Consider the following 13,224-nt stretch of genomic DNA (forward strand, 5'->3'; position numbering starts at 1 on the left):
TCGCGACTAATCCAGAATTTCCACCAGCCGGTGCAACGCCTCGGCTGTCGTTTCGCTGTCCGCGACCAGCGCCAGGCGAATATAGCCGGCACCGGGATTGCTTCCGTCGTGTTGCGGCCGCGCCAGGTAGCTTCCGGGCACCACGCGCACGCCGGCTTCCTTGTAGAGTCTCACCGTGGCCGCCTCGTCGCCGCCGCGATCCGACACGTCGAGCCAGACGCAGAAGCCGCCGGCCGGCCTGACATAGCCATAGCGATTGCCGAGGATCTGGTCGGCGAGATCGAATTTCATGCGGTAGAGGCGGCGGTTTTCCTCGACATGTGCCTCGTCGCCATAGGCCGCGATCGCGACATGCTGCAGTGGCACCGGCACCTGGGGCGCTGCGACGTTGCGCAGCTCGTGAAACATGCCGAGAAACTTGCTGTCGCCGGCGGCAAAGCCGACCCGCATGCCCGGCAGGTTCGAGCGCTTCGACAGCGACTGGAACGCGACCACATTGGTGAAATCAGGCCCGGCGCATTCCAGCATGCTGCCGGGCGCTTGCTTGGTGTAGATTTCCGAATAACACTCGTCGCTCAGGATCATGAAACCATGGCGGTCGGCGAGGGTTTTCAGACGGCTGAAATATTCCTTCGGGGCAACCGCGCCTTGCGGGTTTGCGGGCGAGGCGATGTAGATCGCGACCGTGCGGGCCAGCGTGGCGTCATCGAGCGCATCGAGATCGGGTAGAAAGCCATTGGCCAGCGTGGTCGGCAGAAAGATCGCCTCGCAGCCTGCGGCGCGGGCGCCCGCGGCGTAAGCGGGATAAAACGGATTCGGAATCAGAATCGCCGGCCTGCCCCGGCGTTCGCGGACAAAGCGGGCCGCGGTGAGCGCTGCGAAGAACAATCCCTCGCGGCTGCCGTTGAGCACCAGAAGTTCGGCCTCGGGATCGACCGCCCGGGGCAGCTGGAACCGGCTGGAAAGCCAGCTCGCCGCCGCCCGCCGGAACGGCTCGATGCCCCTGGCCATGGGATAGCGGCCGAAATCGGCGATATGTTTCGCCAGCACCGGGCCAACGAACGCCGGAACCGGATGCTGCGGCTCGCCCAATGACAGCGTAATCAAGGGCTTACCGGGCTGGTACGGGGCCAGCAATTCGGTCAGCCGGGCGAATGGCGAGCGCTCGCTTTCGTTGCTGCCGGCGCGCTCTGGCGCACGGGATGAAGCGGTCATTGCCATACTTTAAAGCGCCAGCATTGTTGGGCAGCCGCTCGCTGGGCGAGACCGGCCGGAGACGGATCAAACCACCATAGATACGGCGAGGTTAAGACGCGATTAACCATCGACGGAGCTGGACAATTTGCAAGGTATTACCACATGCTCATCGAGTATTACTTCTAGAGGCCCGCCATGGCAAGCAAGCTCACCCGTAAGGGGCAGGTGACGATCCCAAAACCGGTTCGCGACCAACTTGGAATCGGCCCCGGCAGCCAAATCGTCTTCCGCCGCGCCGACGACGGCAGCATTTTTATCGAGAAAGCCGATGGGACGCGTCGGCCAAGCCGGTTCGCGAAGGTGATTGGCAGCGCGGGTCCCGGCCCTTCCACCGACGAAATCATGGCGTTGCTTCGCGGGAATGACCTGTGACGCTTGTCGACACCAACGTGCTGCTCGATGTTTTCACGGAAGATCCAAAATGGCTCGGGTGGTCGCTAACCCGGCTGGAGCAAGCCGCCTTCAAAGGATCTTTGCTGATCAATGACGTTATTTATGCGGAGACATCGACTCGCTATCCCAGCATTGAAGATTTTGAAGCTGCGCTCGTCAGCGCCGGCATCACCGTAGCTCCGATATCGTGGGCGGCTCTGTTTCTGGCCGGCAAGGCTTACACGCGATACCGCAGTGCGGGCGGGATTCGCACCGGCGTACTTGCCGATTTTTTTATTGGCGCCCATGCCGCGGTTGAGCAATTGCCACTGTTGACGCGCGACGCGCGGCGGTACCGTAGTTATTTTCCGACCGTGGAGTTGATCGCCCCCGAAGCCGATTGAGCGCATTGCGGGCTAAGGCTGTGCTTCGTCCGGAACGCGCCCGGCTTCTGTGCTTCGATACACGCAAAAACAACGCTTCCGTACAGAGAAAAAAGAAAGGGGCTCCAACTTGCGCTGGAGCCCCTCAACGGTCAGGGCATTGCCGGGTATGTGCCCGAACCGTAGTTCTGGGCGCGACCATCGCGAGATGATCGCGCCCCGGGAGAACTCAATAGTTGTAAGCGCGCTCGCCGTGATCGGTAATGTCGAGACCTTCGCGTTCTGCTTCCACGGAGGGACGAAGACCGACGATCACGTCGACGAACTTGTAGAGGATCGCCGATCCAATGCCGGACCAGAGCAGCGTGGCTCCGACGGCCTTGCCCTGCGAAATCATCTGGGCGACGAAGTCGTAGGTACCGGCGTTGTTGCCGGTGATGTTGGTGTAGTCGGTGATGCCGACGCCACCGAGGGCAGGATTGACCAGAATGCCGGTGCCGAGCGCACCGATGATTCCGCCGATGCAGTGGACACCGAACACGTCCAGGGCGTCGTCATAGCCGAGCGAGTTCTTCACCGCGCTGACGAAGAACAGGCAGACGGGGGAGACGACCAGGCCCAGCACCAGCGCCCCGATCGGGCCGGCGAAGCCGGAAGCCGGCGTCACCGCCACCAGACCCGCCACCGCGCCGGAGCAGATGCCCAGGAGCGAGGGCTTGCCCTTGACGATCCATTCGCAGAGCAGCCAGGACAGCGCCGCACCCGCGGTGGCCACCATGGTGTTGACGAAGGCCAGCGCCGTGGTGCCGTTGGACTCGAGGTTCGATCCGGCGTTGAAGCCGAACCAGCCGACCCACAGCAGCGAGGCGCCGATCATGGTCATGGTCAGCGAATGCGGAGCCATCAGGTCCTTGCCGTAACCGGTACGCTTGCCGATGATCAGCGCGCCCACCAGACCGGCAATGCCGGCGTTGATGTGCACGACCGTACCGCCGGCGAAGTCGAGAGCGCCCGCGCCGGCGAGCCAGCCGACAGCACCCGTGACGTCGTCGAGCTTGGCCTGGGCCGCCGTCTTGGCCGCGGCATCCGTCGCGGCGGCAAGCGCCTTGGCAGCAGCAGCGACGTCATCCGGAGCGGCGACGTACCAAACCCAATGCGCGATCGGGAAGTAGATGAAGGTTACCCACAGCAGGATGAACAGCATCACGGCCGAGAATTTGATGCGTTCGGCGAAAGCGCCGACGATCAGGGCCGGGGTGATCATCGCGAACGTCATCTGGAACACGAAGTAGGCGAGTTCCGGAATGACGACGCCGTTGGAGAAGGTGGCCGCGGTCGAATTGGCGTCGATGCCGTGCATGAACGCCTTGGAGAGGCCGCCGATCCAGGGCGTCATGCTGCCGCCATCGGTGAAGGCCAGCGAGTAGCCGTAGAGCGTCCAGACAACGCCGACCATGGCTACGATCGCGAACACCTGGGTCAGGATCGAGGCCATGTTCTTGGTGCGGACGAGACCGCCGTAGAACAAGGCGAGGCCGGGAATCGACATCATCAGAACGAGCGCGCTGGAAACGAGCATCCAGGCGGTATCGCCCTTGTTGGGAACGGGGGCGGCAGGCGCCGCCGCGGCGGCTGCATCGGCCGCCGGAGCCGCGGCGGGTGCCGCATTCTGCGCGAGCGCGGCATCGACGAAGCCTACGGCGCAGAGCGCTCCGATAGCGAGGATTGCCCATCCCGCGCTTGTTGGACGTTTGAACGTCATCTGTTTAACTCCTGATTGGTAAATTGGGTGAGCGCGAAATCAGAGGGCCGCGGCATCGGCCTCGCCGGTGCGGATGCGAACCGCATGGTCGAGGTTGATGACGAAGATCTTGCCGTCGCCGATCTGTCCGGTTTTCGCGGCAGACGTGATGGCATCGATGGTCTTGTCGACCTGGTCCGAGGCGACAGCGACCTCGATCTTGATCTTGGGCAGGAAACTCACAGCATATTCAGCACCGCGATAAATTTCCGTATGGCCTTTTTGGCGGCCATATCCCTTGACTTCCGTCACCGTGAGACCGTGAACGCCAATGGCGGTCAGGGCGTCACGGACTTCTTCCAGCTTGAATGGCTTGATGATCGCCATAACAATTTTCATGGGTCCTATCCCCGCTTGGGCCCGGTCCAGACGCGACCGGGCGTTCTCGACTGAGGTTCACCACGCGGAGAAAGTTCACTACGCGGGCACAGCCAGAACCCTTAGAATCAAATGCCGTGCCAGATCAGTCAGGTTCCCTAACGGACTATGAACGCGCGCCTTTTCGCACTTGGCGGGAATCGGTCCGACCTGCGCCATTCCGTCGCGCCTAAAAACTAATCAGGTGTGATCAAAACACAGGCGTGTCGGACCCCCGACACAAAGATGCCCATCGCAAGGGCAGATAAACGGTATCCTGATGGGGAACTCTACTGGAGGGCCTCGCCATGCTGCGAAATATCGAGGCCTTCGAGCTCCTGCTGCATGGAAACCCGCCGCGGCACGAAGACGCTGACGAGCTTGAGCAGTACATAGGTGACGCCGACGGACCAGGCCAAAGTGACCCCGACGCCGTAGAGCTGGATCAGCAGCAGTTGCGGGTTACCTTCGATCAGGCCGGAAGTCGCGCCGATCGAGGCGGTGGCGAACACCCCGGCGAGCAGGATCCCGGTCATTCCGCCGACGCCATGGACGCCGAACACGTCGAGCGAATCGTCATAGTTGAAGCGGCGCTTGACCGTGGTGCAGGCCCAGAAGCAGATCAGCCCGGCGGCGATGCCGATGACAATGCCGTGCCAGGGCGCAACGAATCCGGAAGCCGGCGTGATCGTGCCCAGACCCGCGACCGCGCCGGAAATCATGCCGAGCACCGACGGCTTGCGCTGGATCGACCATTCGACCGCGCCCCATGTCAGCGCGCCGGCGCAGGCGGCGAGATGGGTAGCGGTGATCGCCATCACCGCGCGTGAATTCGCCGCCAGCGCCGATCCGCCGTTGAAACCGAACCAGCCCACCCACAACAGCCCGGTGCCGACCACCGCGAGCGACAGATCGAACGGCGACAGGTTTTCGGTGCCATAGCCATGACGTCGGCCCATCACTTTGGCCGCGACCAGGCCGCCGGCACCGGCCGACAGATGCACCACCAGGCCACCGGCAAAATCCAGCACGCCGGCGGCGCCGAGGAAACCACCGCCCCAGACCCAATGTGCCAGCGGAATGTAGACGAAGATGAACCAGCCGACGGAAAACAGGAGATACGCCGAAAACCGCATCCGGTCGGCGACCGAACCCGCCACCAGGGCCACGGTGATGATCGCAAAAGTCATCTGGTAGAGCATGAACAGCACTTCCGGAATCGTCTTCGCCGCCGGATTGACGCCGTCCATCGTCATGCCGGCAAGAAACCAGCGATCGAGCGTGCCGAGCCAGGGACCGTCGCCGACGAACACCAGCGAATAACCGAACGCCACCCAGAGTATGGAGATAACGGCCACGGCCGCGAGGCTTTGCGCCATGGTCGCCAGCACGTTCTTCTTGCGCACCATGCCGGAATAGAACAGCGCCAGGCCCGGTATCGTCATCATCAGCACCAGCGCCGTCGCAACGATCATCCAGGCGGTGTCGGCGGCGTTGATCCCGGATGTTTCGGCTAAAGCCGGCGTCGCAAACGCCGCGATCGCCGCAACACTGATTGGCGCAGCAAGCTTCGCTGCGCGACACGAACGTGCCCCCATGGTATTTCCCCAGCCAATTTTTCGATGAATCGCATTTCCGGCGTCGTTGCCGGACGCAACGGAAATGCAGAGATTCTAGAGCGCGTCGCTGTCGGTTTCGCCGGTCCGGATTCGCAGCGCGTGATCGATCGGGGTCACGAAGATCTTGCCGTCGCCGATCTGGCCGGTGCGCGCGCTCGAGGTGATGACGTCAACGGCCTTGGCGGCGAGCTCCGACGCAACAGCGATTTCGATTCGAAGCTTGGGCAGGAAATTCACGACATATTCGGCGCCGCGGTAGATTTCGGTGTGGCCCTTCTGGCGCCCATAACCCTTGACCTCGGTGACCGTCATGCCGTGGACGCCGATGGCGGTCAGCGCCTGGCGCACTTCGTCCAGCTTGAAGGGTTTGATGATGGCGACGACGAGCTTCATGGTCTGGCTTTCATTTCTGTCGAATTCCGGTGGGGCGCCGAGATTTGCACCGGCCCAACTCTGGCATCTTTTTACGCAAATGGCACAAAAAGTTTGCAGTCCCAGCCGAAAAACGATTGCGGTAAATTACCTTCGTTGGATAGCCTCATCCCTTGGGGCCTGAACATTTCACCAAAATCCGATCTCATCGCCAGCGGTCTTGTGGCCCACCCGCCCGCATCAGCGTTCTGAGGGGGATAACATGGCCGACCGATCCTGGTTCTTTGCGTCCCAAGGGCAGCAGCAGGGGCCCGTTTCGGAAGCGCAGTTGCGCGACTTGATAGCCACCGGGAGAGTGACCCCGGAGACGCTGGTCTGGACCGAGGGCATGGCGAATTGGCAAAAGGCCGGCGATGTTCCGGGCCTTTTGGCGGGTGGCGGTCCCCTGGCGATGCCACAACCGGGCGGCCTGCCCGTAAGCGGCGGCTATGGCGGCGGCTCGCTTTCGATCGATTTCGGAATCTGGGATTTCATTTGGCGCGGCCTGGTGCTGTTCGTCAGCCTTCTGTTCGTTATCCCGGTGCCGTGGGCGTTGCTGATGTATTGCCGCTGGATCGTTTCCTGCGTCCGCATCCCCCAGCGGCCAAATCTCGCCTTCACCGGTCGCGCAGTCGATCTGATGTGGTTCTACGCCCTCGTAGTCCTTTTCGTCGCGGCGTCGTGGACCCAGAACCAGGTGCTCAACCTGGCGGTAACCATCAGCGAGTTTGTGCTCTACTGGCTGCTAATCAAATGGTTCGTCGCGAACCTCAGTTCTGATGGGCAACCACTGGGGCTTCGATTTTCGGGCTCATTCTGGGGCTTCCTTGGCTGGAGCCTGCTGGCCGTCCTTTCCGTCATCACCATTATCGGGTGGGCGTGGGTCTATGTGGCGCAGCTACGCTGGATGTGCCGTCACATCGAGGGCACGCGCCGCGGCGTTGCTTTCAACGGCACCGGGCTGGAGTTTCTTTGGCGGGCGATCGTGACGGCGCTCCTCAGCGTCTTCATCATCCCGCTGCCGTGGGCGTACCGCTGGTTCGCCCGCTGGCTGGCGTCGCAGACGACGCTGGTCGACAGGGGCACGCTCGCCAACGCCTGAACGCGCCTTACTTGCGCTGGCGCAGCGAGCCTTCCTGCGCCACGGACGCCACCAGCGTCCCGTCCTGCTTGAAGATCATGCCCCGCGTCAGGCCGCGGCCGCTCTGCGCGCTCGGCGAGTCCTGGGCGTAAAGCAGCCATTCGTCGGCGCGGAACGGCCGGTGAAACCACATCGCGTGATCGAGGCTCGCCGGCATCATGCGCTTGTCGAACAGGGTGCGGCCGTAACGCGCCATCGCGGCGTCGAGCAGCGAGAAATCCGACGCATAGGCCAGCGCACACATGTGCAGTGCCGGATCGTCGGACAGCTTCGAGGCGGTGCGGATCCAGACATGGATGCGGCCGTCCTCGATCTTCTGGCCGAAATAGCGATTGAGCTCGACCGGACGCAGCTCGATCGGGCGGTCGGATTCGTAATAGCGGCGGATGAATTCCGGCATCTCGCGGAAGATCGGCTGCTTGGCCACCTCCTCGGCGGTGAGCTTTTCCGGCGGCGGAACGTCGGGCATCCTGTCCTGATGGTCGAACGCGGTTTCTTCATCGATATGGAACGACACCATGATCGAGAAGATCGCGTTGCCGTGCTGGATCGCGGTGACCCTTCGGGTCGAATAGCTCTTGCCGTCGCGCAGCCGCTCGACCTCGTAGATGATCGGGATTTGTGGATCGCCGGGCAGGATGAAGTAACAATGCAGCGAGTGCGGCAACCGGCCCTCGACGGTACGGCACGCCGCCACCATGGCCTGCCCGATCACCTGCCCGCCGAACACCCGCTGCCAGCTCGTCTTCGGGCTGTTGCCGCGAAACATGTTCACCTCGATCGGCTCGAGATCGAGAATGGAAATCAGGTCAATCAGGCCGTTGGACATGGAAGCGCGCTCTCCTGGTCATTCCGGGACGACACGCGGTGTTGACCCCGGAATCTCGAGATTCCGGGTTCACGCCAACGGGTGCCCCGGAATGACGATTAAGCCTTGTTTCAGGCCCCTGTTTCGCCCAGCTATTGTCCTGTAGCAAGTATAGACTATGGCTACGGGTTTAAGGGTACGGCGGGTTTAAGGGTACGGCATGTCGGCACAGCGAAGCATTGTCATCGGCGGTGGCGCGTTTGCGGGGCTGGCGCTGGCATTGGCGCTGCGCCAGGGCCTTGGCCCCGATATTCCGGTCATTGTCGCTGATCCGGCGCTTGCGATCCGCCCGAGCCGCGATCCGCGCGCGACCGCCATCGTGGCCGCATGCCGGCGGCTGCTCGCTGCCGTAGGCGTCTGGGATCAGGTCGCTCCCGGGGCACAGCCGATCCTCGATATGGTCATCACCGATTCAAAACTGGAAGACGCTACCCGCCCGGTGCTCCTGACCTTCGGCGGCCATGTCGAGCCGGGCGAGCCCTTCGCCCACATGGTCGAAAACCGCCAGCTGATCGACGCGCTGGCGGCGCGCGCCGAAGCCGAGGGCGTCGACCTGCGCGCCAGCGCGGTGACGGATTTTGCCGCGCGTTCTGACGGCGTCGATGTGACGCTGGCCGATGACAGCACGATCGAGGCGAGCCTGTTGGTGGCGGCGGACGGCGCGCGCTCCAGACTGCGCGAGCGCGCCGGCATCGCCACCCATGGCTGGGATTACGATCAGTCCGGCATCGTCGTCACCGTCGGCCACGAGCGCGATCATCACGGCCGCGCCGAGGAGCACTTCCTGCCCGCCGGACCCTTCGCGATCCTGCCTTTGACCGGCAAGCGCTCCTCGCTGGTATGGACCGAGAAGCGCAGCGAAGCCGCGCGCATCACAGCCCTGGGCGAAGATGAATTTCACGCCGAGCTCGAGCAGCGCTTCGGCCTGCATCTCGGCGAGATCAAGGCGCTCGACAAGCCGCGCGCGTTTCCGCTGAGCTATTTCGTGGCGCGCTCGTTCATCGGCGAACGGCTGGCGCTGGTCGGTGACGCCGCGCATGTCATCCACCCGATCGCGGGGCAAGGCCTCAATATGGGCCTGAAGGACGTCGCGGCGCTCGCCGAAGTGATCGTCGACGCCGCGCGGCTCGGCATGGACTTGGGCCAGGCCGACGTGCTCGACCATTATCAGCGCTGGCGGCGGTTCGACACCATGGCGATGGGGCTCGCGACCAATTCGCTGAATTTCCTGTTCTCGAACGAATCGAAATTGCTGCGCGCGGTGCGCGATATCGGACTCGGCCTGGTCGACCGCACGCCGCCGCTGAAGAGCATGTTCATCCGCCAGGCGGCAGGGCTTGCCGGCGAGGTGCCGCGGCTGTTGAAGGGCGAGGCGTTGTAGCGGGCGAATGGCGAATACGAAGTAGCGAATAGAAGCTTCTCTATTCGCGATTCGCCACTCCCTACTCGCCTGCTCCCTCACTCGATCTTCCGCGCTTCTTCCGGCAGCATGATCGGGATGCCGTCGCGAATGGGGTAAGCGAGTTTTGCGGAACGCGAGATCAATTCGTGCCGCGCCGCGTCGAATTCGAGCGGGCCCTTGGTCAGCGGACAGACCAGGATCTCCAGCAGTTTCGGATCGACGGTGCCTTCGAGGCGCTCGGGTGGGGAACTCATGTTTGTCGTCTCCAGCTTGATCCTAATTCTCTAGCATATTCTATTCGATCCGGCGGGGTGGGCGGCGGCTTATCGCGAGGCGATCTGCAGCAATTCGTCGAGCACCGCCTGCAGCCGCGCCCGGGGCAAGGGCTTGTCCGACAAAGCAAAGCCGAGAAACGCCCAGTAGAGAATTTGCGCGCGGGCGCGCGCCACTCTGGGCGCGAGCCCGGAAGCCCTGAGCAACCGCTCCAAATAGCTCAGCCGGCGCCGGTCGATCGCCTGCACCGCGCGACGAGCCAAGGAATCGTGCGCCGCCCAGCTGCGGACCGCGTTTTCCAGCGAAAGCCTGCCGCCGAACGCCTGGCGCAGCAATAGCTGCAACGGATTGTCGTTGCCGGCGGCGGCCTCGACATTGGCAATGATCTGCTCGGCCGCGACCTCGCGCCAATGCTTGAGGATGGCGGCGTGGAACGCGCCGATATCGGCGAAATGCCAGTAGAAGCTGCCGCGCGACACCCCCATCGCTTTTGCCAGCGGGTCGGCCTTCAGCGCGGTAAAACCGCTCTCGGCCAGCACTTTGAGCCCGAGATCGAGCCAGTCTTTCGCGGAAAGTTGATCGGTCATGGCGTGCCTTGCGTCATCTGACCATACACTACTGTATTGACAGTCACCAGCGTCCGGCCTACCAACCATACAGCCCTGTATGGAGCCCAGCCAATGCGAGATCTCCTGTTGCAATGTTCGGGCATCGCCGCGATTGCGGCCGCGCTGATCCACGGCGTGCTCGGCGAAACCAAAGTGATGCCGCGCGTCACCATCGAGCCGGCACGGCTGCGGACTCTGATCCGGCTGGTGTGGCAGGCCGGCACGGTGGCCTGGATCGGCGGTGGCGTGCTCCTGATCGCCGCGCCCTGGATGGCCTCGGAGCCGGCGCGGCACTGGATCGTCGTCACCATGGGCTGCGTGTTCGCCTTCGGCGCGCTGGCCAATGCACTCGCGACCCGCGGCCGCCATTTCGGCTGGATGGCGCTCAGCGCCGTGGTCGCGCTGGCGGTCGCCGGATATTAGCAGTCGACCCGCCAACCCCTTGATCCATCGCAACACCTTAGAATGCCTCTAGTTTAGAGCGAGTCTCTTTGCCCCTCCGGCTGCGAGACGCTAGCTGTGGGCGTCAATCGGGGGATGTGGTGGTGCGTCAGGGCATACGAGCGGCGATAAAATCGGTGCGTGTTCACGTCATTGCAATGGGCGCAGCGGCATGCCTTTCCTTCTGGCAAGGCGGCGCGGCACGCGCCGAGGATGCGAGCTCCTGGCGCGAGCTCGAAACCAAGTACATTTTCGGGTTCACCACTGGCTCCGGTATCGGCATCGAGGGCGAGAAAGAATTCACCATCGACACCATCGGCCGGTTCGGCAAGCGCGACGGTCACTACACGGCGACCGAGACCAAATATGAATTCGAATTCACGCCGTCGCAGTTCGTCCAGATCGAATTCGGTGCGCTGGGCGCGACCCATAATATTCGAGGCATGACCGATCTGGATGACCGCAACCAGGTCGCTTTCGCCGGCGGCTTTGCCGAATTCCGTTATCTCGCGATCGAGCGCACTTCCAACAATCCGCTCTCGGTGACGCTGGCGTTCGAGCCCAACGTGCGGCTGATCGACGAGACCAGCGGCGAGCACGTGCACAATTACGAGTTCGAAACCGCCGTCAACGCCGATCTCGAACTGATGAAGAATCGCCTGTATGCCGGGTTCAATCTGCTCTACGAGCCCGAATACACGCAGACGCTGTTTGGCGACACCGTGCGCGAAGCGACCGTCGGCGGCTCGGCCGCGCTCTCGGTTCGCGTGCTGTCCAACGTCGTGCTCGGTGGCGAGGTGTGGTACCTCCGGCATTACGACGCTGTCGATCTGTCGGCCTTTACCGGCGACGCGGTCCTGCTCGGGCCGTCTCTCTATATCCGGTTCACGCCGAAAATGTTCATGACCGCGGCCTGGAACGCCCAGGTCTGGGGCCGCGAGATCGGCAACCCCGTCTCGCTCAATCTGTCAGAGTTCCAGCGCCAGCGTGCGCGACTCAAGTTCGCCTGGGAATTTTGATCTCCTCAACACCGGAAAGGATGACAGGTGTTCGCTGTGCCGATGATGAAAAGACTAACCTTGGCTGCCGCGGTCTGCGGCATCGCGACGCTTCAAGCGGCTCCGTCGCAGGCGCAGCAGGCGACCGAGATCCGGCTGACCTATTCCAACGGCCAGTTCCAGCCGAGCCAGGTGAGCGCGCCGGCCGACAAGCCGATCTTGTTCCGGGTGAAAAATCTCGACGGCAAGGCCATGGAGTTCGAGAGCACGTCGCTGCGGGTCGAAAAAGTGGTTGCCGCGGGTACCGAAGGCGTCATCAACGTGCGGGCGCTGAAGCCCGGACGCTATGAATTCTACGATGACTTCAACGACAAGGCGCGTGGCGCCCTGACCGTGCAATAGGTGAACGCACGGTGCTGGCTGCCCTCATCATCGTGTTCCGCGAGGTGTTCGAAGCCGGATTAATCGTCGGCATCGTGCTCGCGGTGACCGGTTCGGTGCCGCACCGCAATCGCTGGATCGGCGGCGGGGTGCTGGCGGGCGTCCTCGCGGCCTGCGTCGTTGCCGCGTTTGCCGGTGCATTGTCCCAGCTGTTCGCGGGCATGGGGCAGGAGCTGTTCAACGCGGCGATCCTGGGCGTCGCCGTTGTCATGCTGACCTGGCACAATGTCTGGATGGCGCATCATGGCCGGGAAATGGCCGGCGAACTGCGCCAGGTCGGCCAGGCGGTGGTTGACGGCAGCAAGTCGCTGCTGGCGCTGGCCGTGGTGGTCGGTGTCGCCGTCTTGCGCGAAGGCAGCGAGGTTGCGCTGTTTCTCTATGGCGTTGCCGCCTCCGATGGTGGATCGGCCTTTAGCCTTGCGATCGGCGGCTTCATCGGTCTCGCGCTCGGAGTGGGCGTTTGCCTGTTGACCTATTTCGGCCTGATGCGGATCCCGCCGCGCGCGCTGTTTACGACCACCACCGCCCTGATCACGTTGCTCGCGGCCGGCATGGCGACGCAGGCGGTGGCTTTCCTCGAGCGCGCCAATTGGCTCACCTCGCTCGACACTGTGGTCTGGGACACCGGCTGGCTCCTTCCCGAAACGGGTATCGCCGGGCGGACCCTGCATACCCTCATCGGTTACACCGATCAGCCGACCGAAATGCAGCTAGTGGTCTACGCCGCCGTGGTGCTGGCGACCTTCATGCTGATGCGGCTGACTGGATCGCATCCCAACGACCGCGCCGTCGCCGTCGGCTGACGCTGGTCGTTTCGGAAACTGTCCTCGTTCACGGCGCCGAGACGCGGCA

General features: G+C 63.2%; 16 protein-coding genes. 8 read left to right on the forward strand and 8 right to left on the reverse strand.

What is annotated here, in order from left to right; genetic code table 11:
- Positions 1 to 6: 6 nt before the first annotated feature.
- Positions 7 to 1,221 (reverse strand): aminotransferase class I/II-fold pyridoxal phosphate-dependent enzyme, encoded by a 1,215-nt coding sequence (locus tag B5525_RS09965; protein WP_079565855.1) that lies wholly within the window; start codon positions 1,219 to 1,221, stop codon positions 7 to 9.
- A 171-nt stretch (positions 1,222 to 1,392) separates the two neighbouring features.
- On the opposite strand from B5525_RS09965, the gene B5525_RS09970 reads away from it, so the two are divergent.
- Positions 1,393 to 1,629 (forward strand): AbrB/MazE/SpoVT family DNA-binding domain-containing protein, encoded by a 237-nt coding sequence (locus B5525_RS09970; protein ID WP_079565856.1) that lies wholly within the window; start codon positions 1,393 to 1,395, stop codon positions 1,627 to 1,629.
- Positions 1,626 to 2,033: a type II toxin-antitoxin system VapC family toxin gene (locus B5525_RS09975; protein ID WP_079565857.1), complete on the forward strand. Its 408-nt coding sequence runs from the start codon at positions 1,626 to 1,628 to the stop codon at positions 2,031 to 2,033. The genes B5525_RS09970 and B5525_RS09975 overlap by 4 nt, the downstream gene beginning before the upstream one ends.
- Before the next feature lie 208 nt (positions 2,034 to 2,241).
- Here B5525_RS09975 and B5525_RS09980 read toward each other — a convergent pair whose 3' ends face one another.
- The 4 genes from B5525_RS09980 to B5525_RS09995 all read right to left on the reverse strand — a co-directional run bounded on the left by B5525_RS09980 (position 2,242) and on the right by B5525_RS09995 (position 6,182).
- On the reverse strand, positions 2,242 to 3,774 hold the full coding sequence (locus B5525_RS09980) for an ammonium transporter (RefSeq protein ID WP_079565858.1): 1,533 nt from the start codon (positions 3,772 to 3,774) through the stop codon (positions 2,242 to 2,244).
- A 39-nt stretch (positions 3,775 to 3,813) separates the two neighbouring features.
- Entirely contained in the window at positions 3,814 to 4,152 is a 339-nt protein-coding gene (locus tag B5525_RS09985; RefSeq protein WP_008142813.1) for a P-II family nitrogen regulator, read from the reverse strand.
- Between the two features lie 308 nt (positions 4,153 to 4,460).
- A complete protein-coding gene (locus B5525_RS09990; protein WP_079565859.1) occupies positions 4,461 to 5,768 on the reverse strand; it encodes an ammonium transporter in 1,308 nt (435 codons plus the stop codon).
- A gap of 75 nt (positions 5,769 to 5,843) precedes the next feature.
- Positions 5,844 to 6,182, reverse strand: coding sequence for a P-II family nitrogen regulator (locus B5525_RS09995; protein ID WP_079565860.1), 339 nt, complete (start codon positions 6,180 to 6,182; stop codon positions 5,844 to 5,846).
- 241 nt (positions 6,183 to 6,423) lie between these two features.
- On the opposite strand from B5525_RS09995, the gene B5525_RS10000 reads away from it, so the two are divergent.
- The gene (locus B5525_RS10000) at positions 6,424 to 7,302 is read left to right on the forward strand and encodes a DUF4339 domain-containing protein (protein ID WP_079565861.1); all 879 of its coding nucleotides are present in this window, start codon (positions 6,424 to 6,426) and stop codon (positions 7,300 to 7,302) included.
- A gap of 7 nt (positions 7,303 to 7,309) precedes the next feature.
- Here the strand turns inward: B5525_RS10000 and tesB are convergent, their stop codons facing one another.
- Positions 7,310 to 8,170 carry an acyl-CoA thioesterase II gene (gene tesB, locus B5525_RS10005; protein WP_079565862.1) on the reverse strand — a complete coding sequence of 287 codons (861 nt, stop codon included), beginning with the start codon at positions 8,168 to 8,170 and terminating at the stop codon, positions 7,310 to 7,312.
- Positions 8,171 to 8,369: 199 nt separating this feature from the next.
- Between tesB and B5525_RS10010 the strand changes: the two genes are divergently transcribed.
- Positions 8,370 to 9,590 (forward strand): ubiquinone biosynthesis hydroxylase, encoded by a 1,221-nt coding sequence (locus tag B5525_RS10010; RefSeq protein WP_079565863.1) that lies wholly within the window; start codon positions 8,370 to 8,372, stop codon positions 9,588 to 9,590.
- A 77-nt stretch (positions 9,591 to 9,667) separates the two neighbouring features.
- Here the strand turns inward: B5525_RS10010 and B5525_RS10015 are convergent, their stop codons facing one another.
- Positions 9,668 to 9,865, reverse strand: coding sequence for a Trm112 family protein (locus B5525_RS10015; protein ID WP_079565864.1), 198 nt, complete (start codon positions 9,863 to 9,865; stop codon positions 9,668 to 9,670).
- A 69-nt stretch (positions 9,866 to 9,934) separates the two neighbouring features.
- The gene (locus B5525_RS10020; RefSeq protein ID WP_079565865.1) at positions 9,935 to 10,471 is read right to left on the reverse strand and encodes a TetR/AcrR family transcriptional regulator; all 537 of its coding nucleotides are present in this window, start codon (positions 10,469 to 10,471) and stop codon (positions 9,935 to 9,937) included.
- A gap of 93 nt (positions 10,472 to 10,564) precedes the next feature.
- On the opposite strand from B5525_RS10020, the gene B5525_RS10025 reads away from it, so the two are divergent.
- The 4 genes from B5525_RS10025 to B5525_RS10040 all read left to right on the forward strand — a co-directional run bounded on the left by B5525_RS10025 (position 10,565) and on the right by B5525_RS10040 (position 13,175).
- Positions 10,565 to 10,915, forward strand: a complete 351-nt coding sequence (locus B5525_RS10025) for a hypothetical protein (protein ID WP_079565866.1) — start codon at positions 10,565 to 10,567, stop codon at positions 10,913 to 10,915.
- Between the two features lie 155 nt (positions 10,916 to 11,070).
- Positions 11,071 to 11,952 carry a hypothetical protein gene (locus B5525_RS10030; RefSeq protein WP_244567864.1) on the forward strand — a complete coding sequence of 294 codons (882 nt, stop codon included), beginning with the start codon at positions 11,071 to 11,073 and terminating at the stop codon, positions 11,950 to 11,952.
- Between the two features lie 42 nt (positions 11,953 to 11,994).
- Complete coding sequence (locus B5525_RS10035; RefSeq protein ID WP_172899842.1) at positions 11,995 to 12,333, forward strand: cupredoxin domain-containing protein; 339 nt, start codon at positions 11,995 to 11,997, stop codon at positions 12,331 to 12,333.
- A gap of 11 nt (positions 12,334 to 12,344) precedes the next feature.
- The gene (locus tag B5525_RS10040) at positions 12,345 to 13,175 is read left to right on the forward strand and encodes an FTR1 family iron permease (protein WP_079565868.1); all 831 of its coding nucleotides are present in this window, start codon (positions 12,345 to 12,347) and stop codon (positions 13,173 to 13,175) included.
- The last annotated feature ends 49 nt before the right edge of the window (positions 13,176 to 13,224 follow it).

The sequence above is a fragment of the Bradyrhizobium erythrophlei genome, assembly GCF_900129505.1.
In the GTDB taxonomy this organism is placed as follows: Bacteria; Pseudomonadota; Alphaproteobacteria; order Rhizobiales; family Xanthobacteraceae; genus Bradyrhizobium; species Bradyrhizobium erythrophlei_D.

What these genes read in the sequence shown, in the direction of transcription:
- B5525_RS10000 (WP_079565861.1), top strand. Translation starts at nt 6,424, where the DNA reads ATGGCCGACCGATCCTGGTTCTTTGCGTCCCAAGGGCAGCAGCAGGGG.
- B5525_RS10035 (WP_172899842.1), top strand. Translation starts at nt 11,995, where the DNA reads ATGATGAAAAGACTAACCTTGGCTGCCGCGGTCTGCGGCATCGCGACG.
- B5525_RS09965 (WP_079565855.1), bottom strand. Translation starts at nt 1,221, where the DNA reads ATGGCAATGACCGCTTCATCCCGTGCGCCAGAGCGCGCCGGCAGCAAC.
- B5525_RS10025 (WP_079565866.1), top strand. Translation starts at nt 10,565, where the DNA reads ATGCGAGATCTCCTGTTGCAATGTTCGGGCATCGCCGCGATTGCGGCC.
- B5525_RS09970 (WP_079565856.1), top strand. Translation starts at nt 1,393, where the DNA reads ATGGCAAGCAAGCTCACCCGTAAGGGGCAGGTGACGATCCCAAAACCG.
- B5525_RS10010 (WP_079565863.1), top strand. Translation starts at nt 8,370, where the DNA reads ATGTCGGCACAGCGAAGCATTGTCATCGGCGGTGGCGCGTTTGCGGGG.
- B5525_RS09995 (WP_079565860.1), bottom strand. Translation starts at nt 6,182, where the DNA reads ATGAAGCTCGTCGTCGCCATCATCAAACCCTTCAAGCTGGACGAAGTG.
- tesB (WP_079565862.1), bottom strand. Translation starts at nt 8,170, where the DNA reads ATGTCCAACGGCCTGATTGACCTGATTTCCATTCTCGATCTCGAGCCG.
- B5525_RS10020 (WP_079565865.1), bottom strand. Translation starts at nt 10,471, where the DNA reads ATGACCGATCAACTTTCCGCGAAAGACTGGCTCGATCTCGGGCTCAAA.
- B5525_RS09980 (WP_079565858.1), bottom strand. Translation starts at nt 3,774, where the DNA reads ATGACGTTCAAACGTCCAACAAGCGCGGGATGGGCAATCCTCGCTATC.
- B5525_RS10015 (WP_079565864.1), bottom strand. Translation starts at nt 9,865, where the DNA reads ATGAGTTCCCCACCCGAGCGCCTCGAAGGCACCGTCGATCCGAAACTG.
- B5525_RS09990 (WP_079565859.1), bottom strand. Translation starts at nt 5,768, where the DNA reads ATGGGGGCACGTTCGTGTCGCGCAGCGAAGCTTGCTGCGCCAATCAGT.
- B5525_RS09985 (WP_008142813.1), bottom strand. Translation starts at nt 4,152, where the DNA reads ATGAAAATTGTTATGGCGATCATCAAGCCATTCAAGCTGGAAGAAGTC.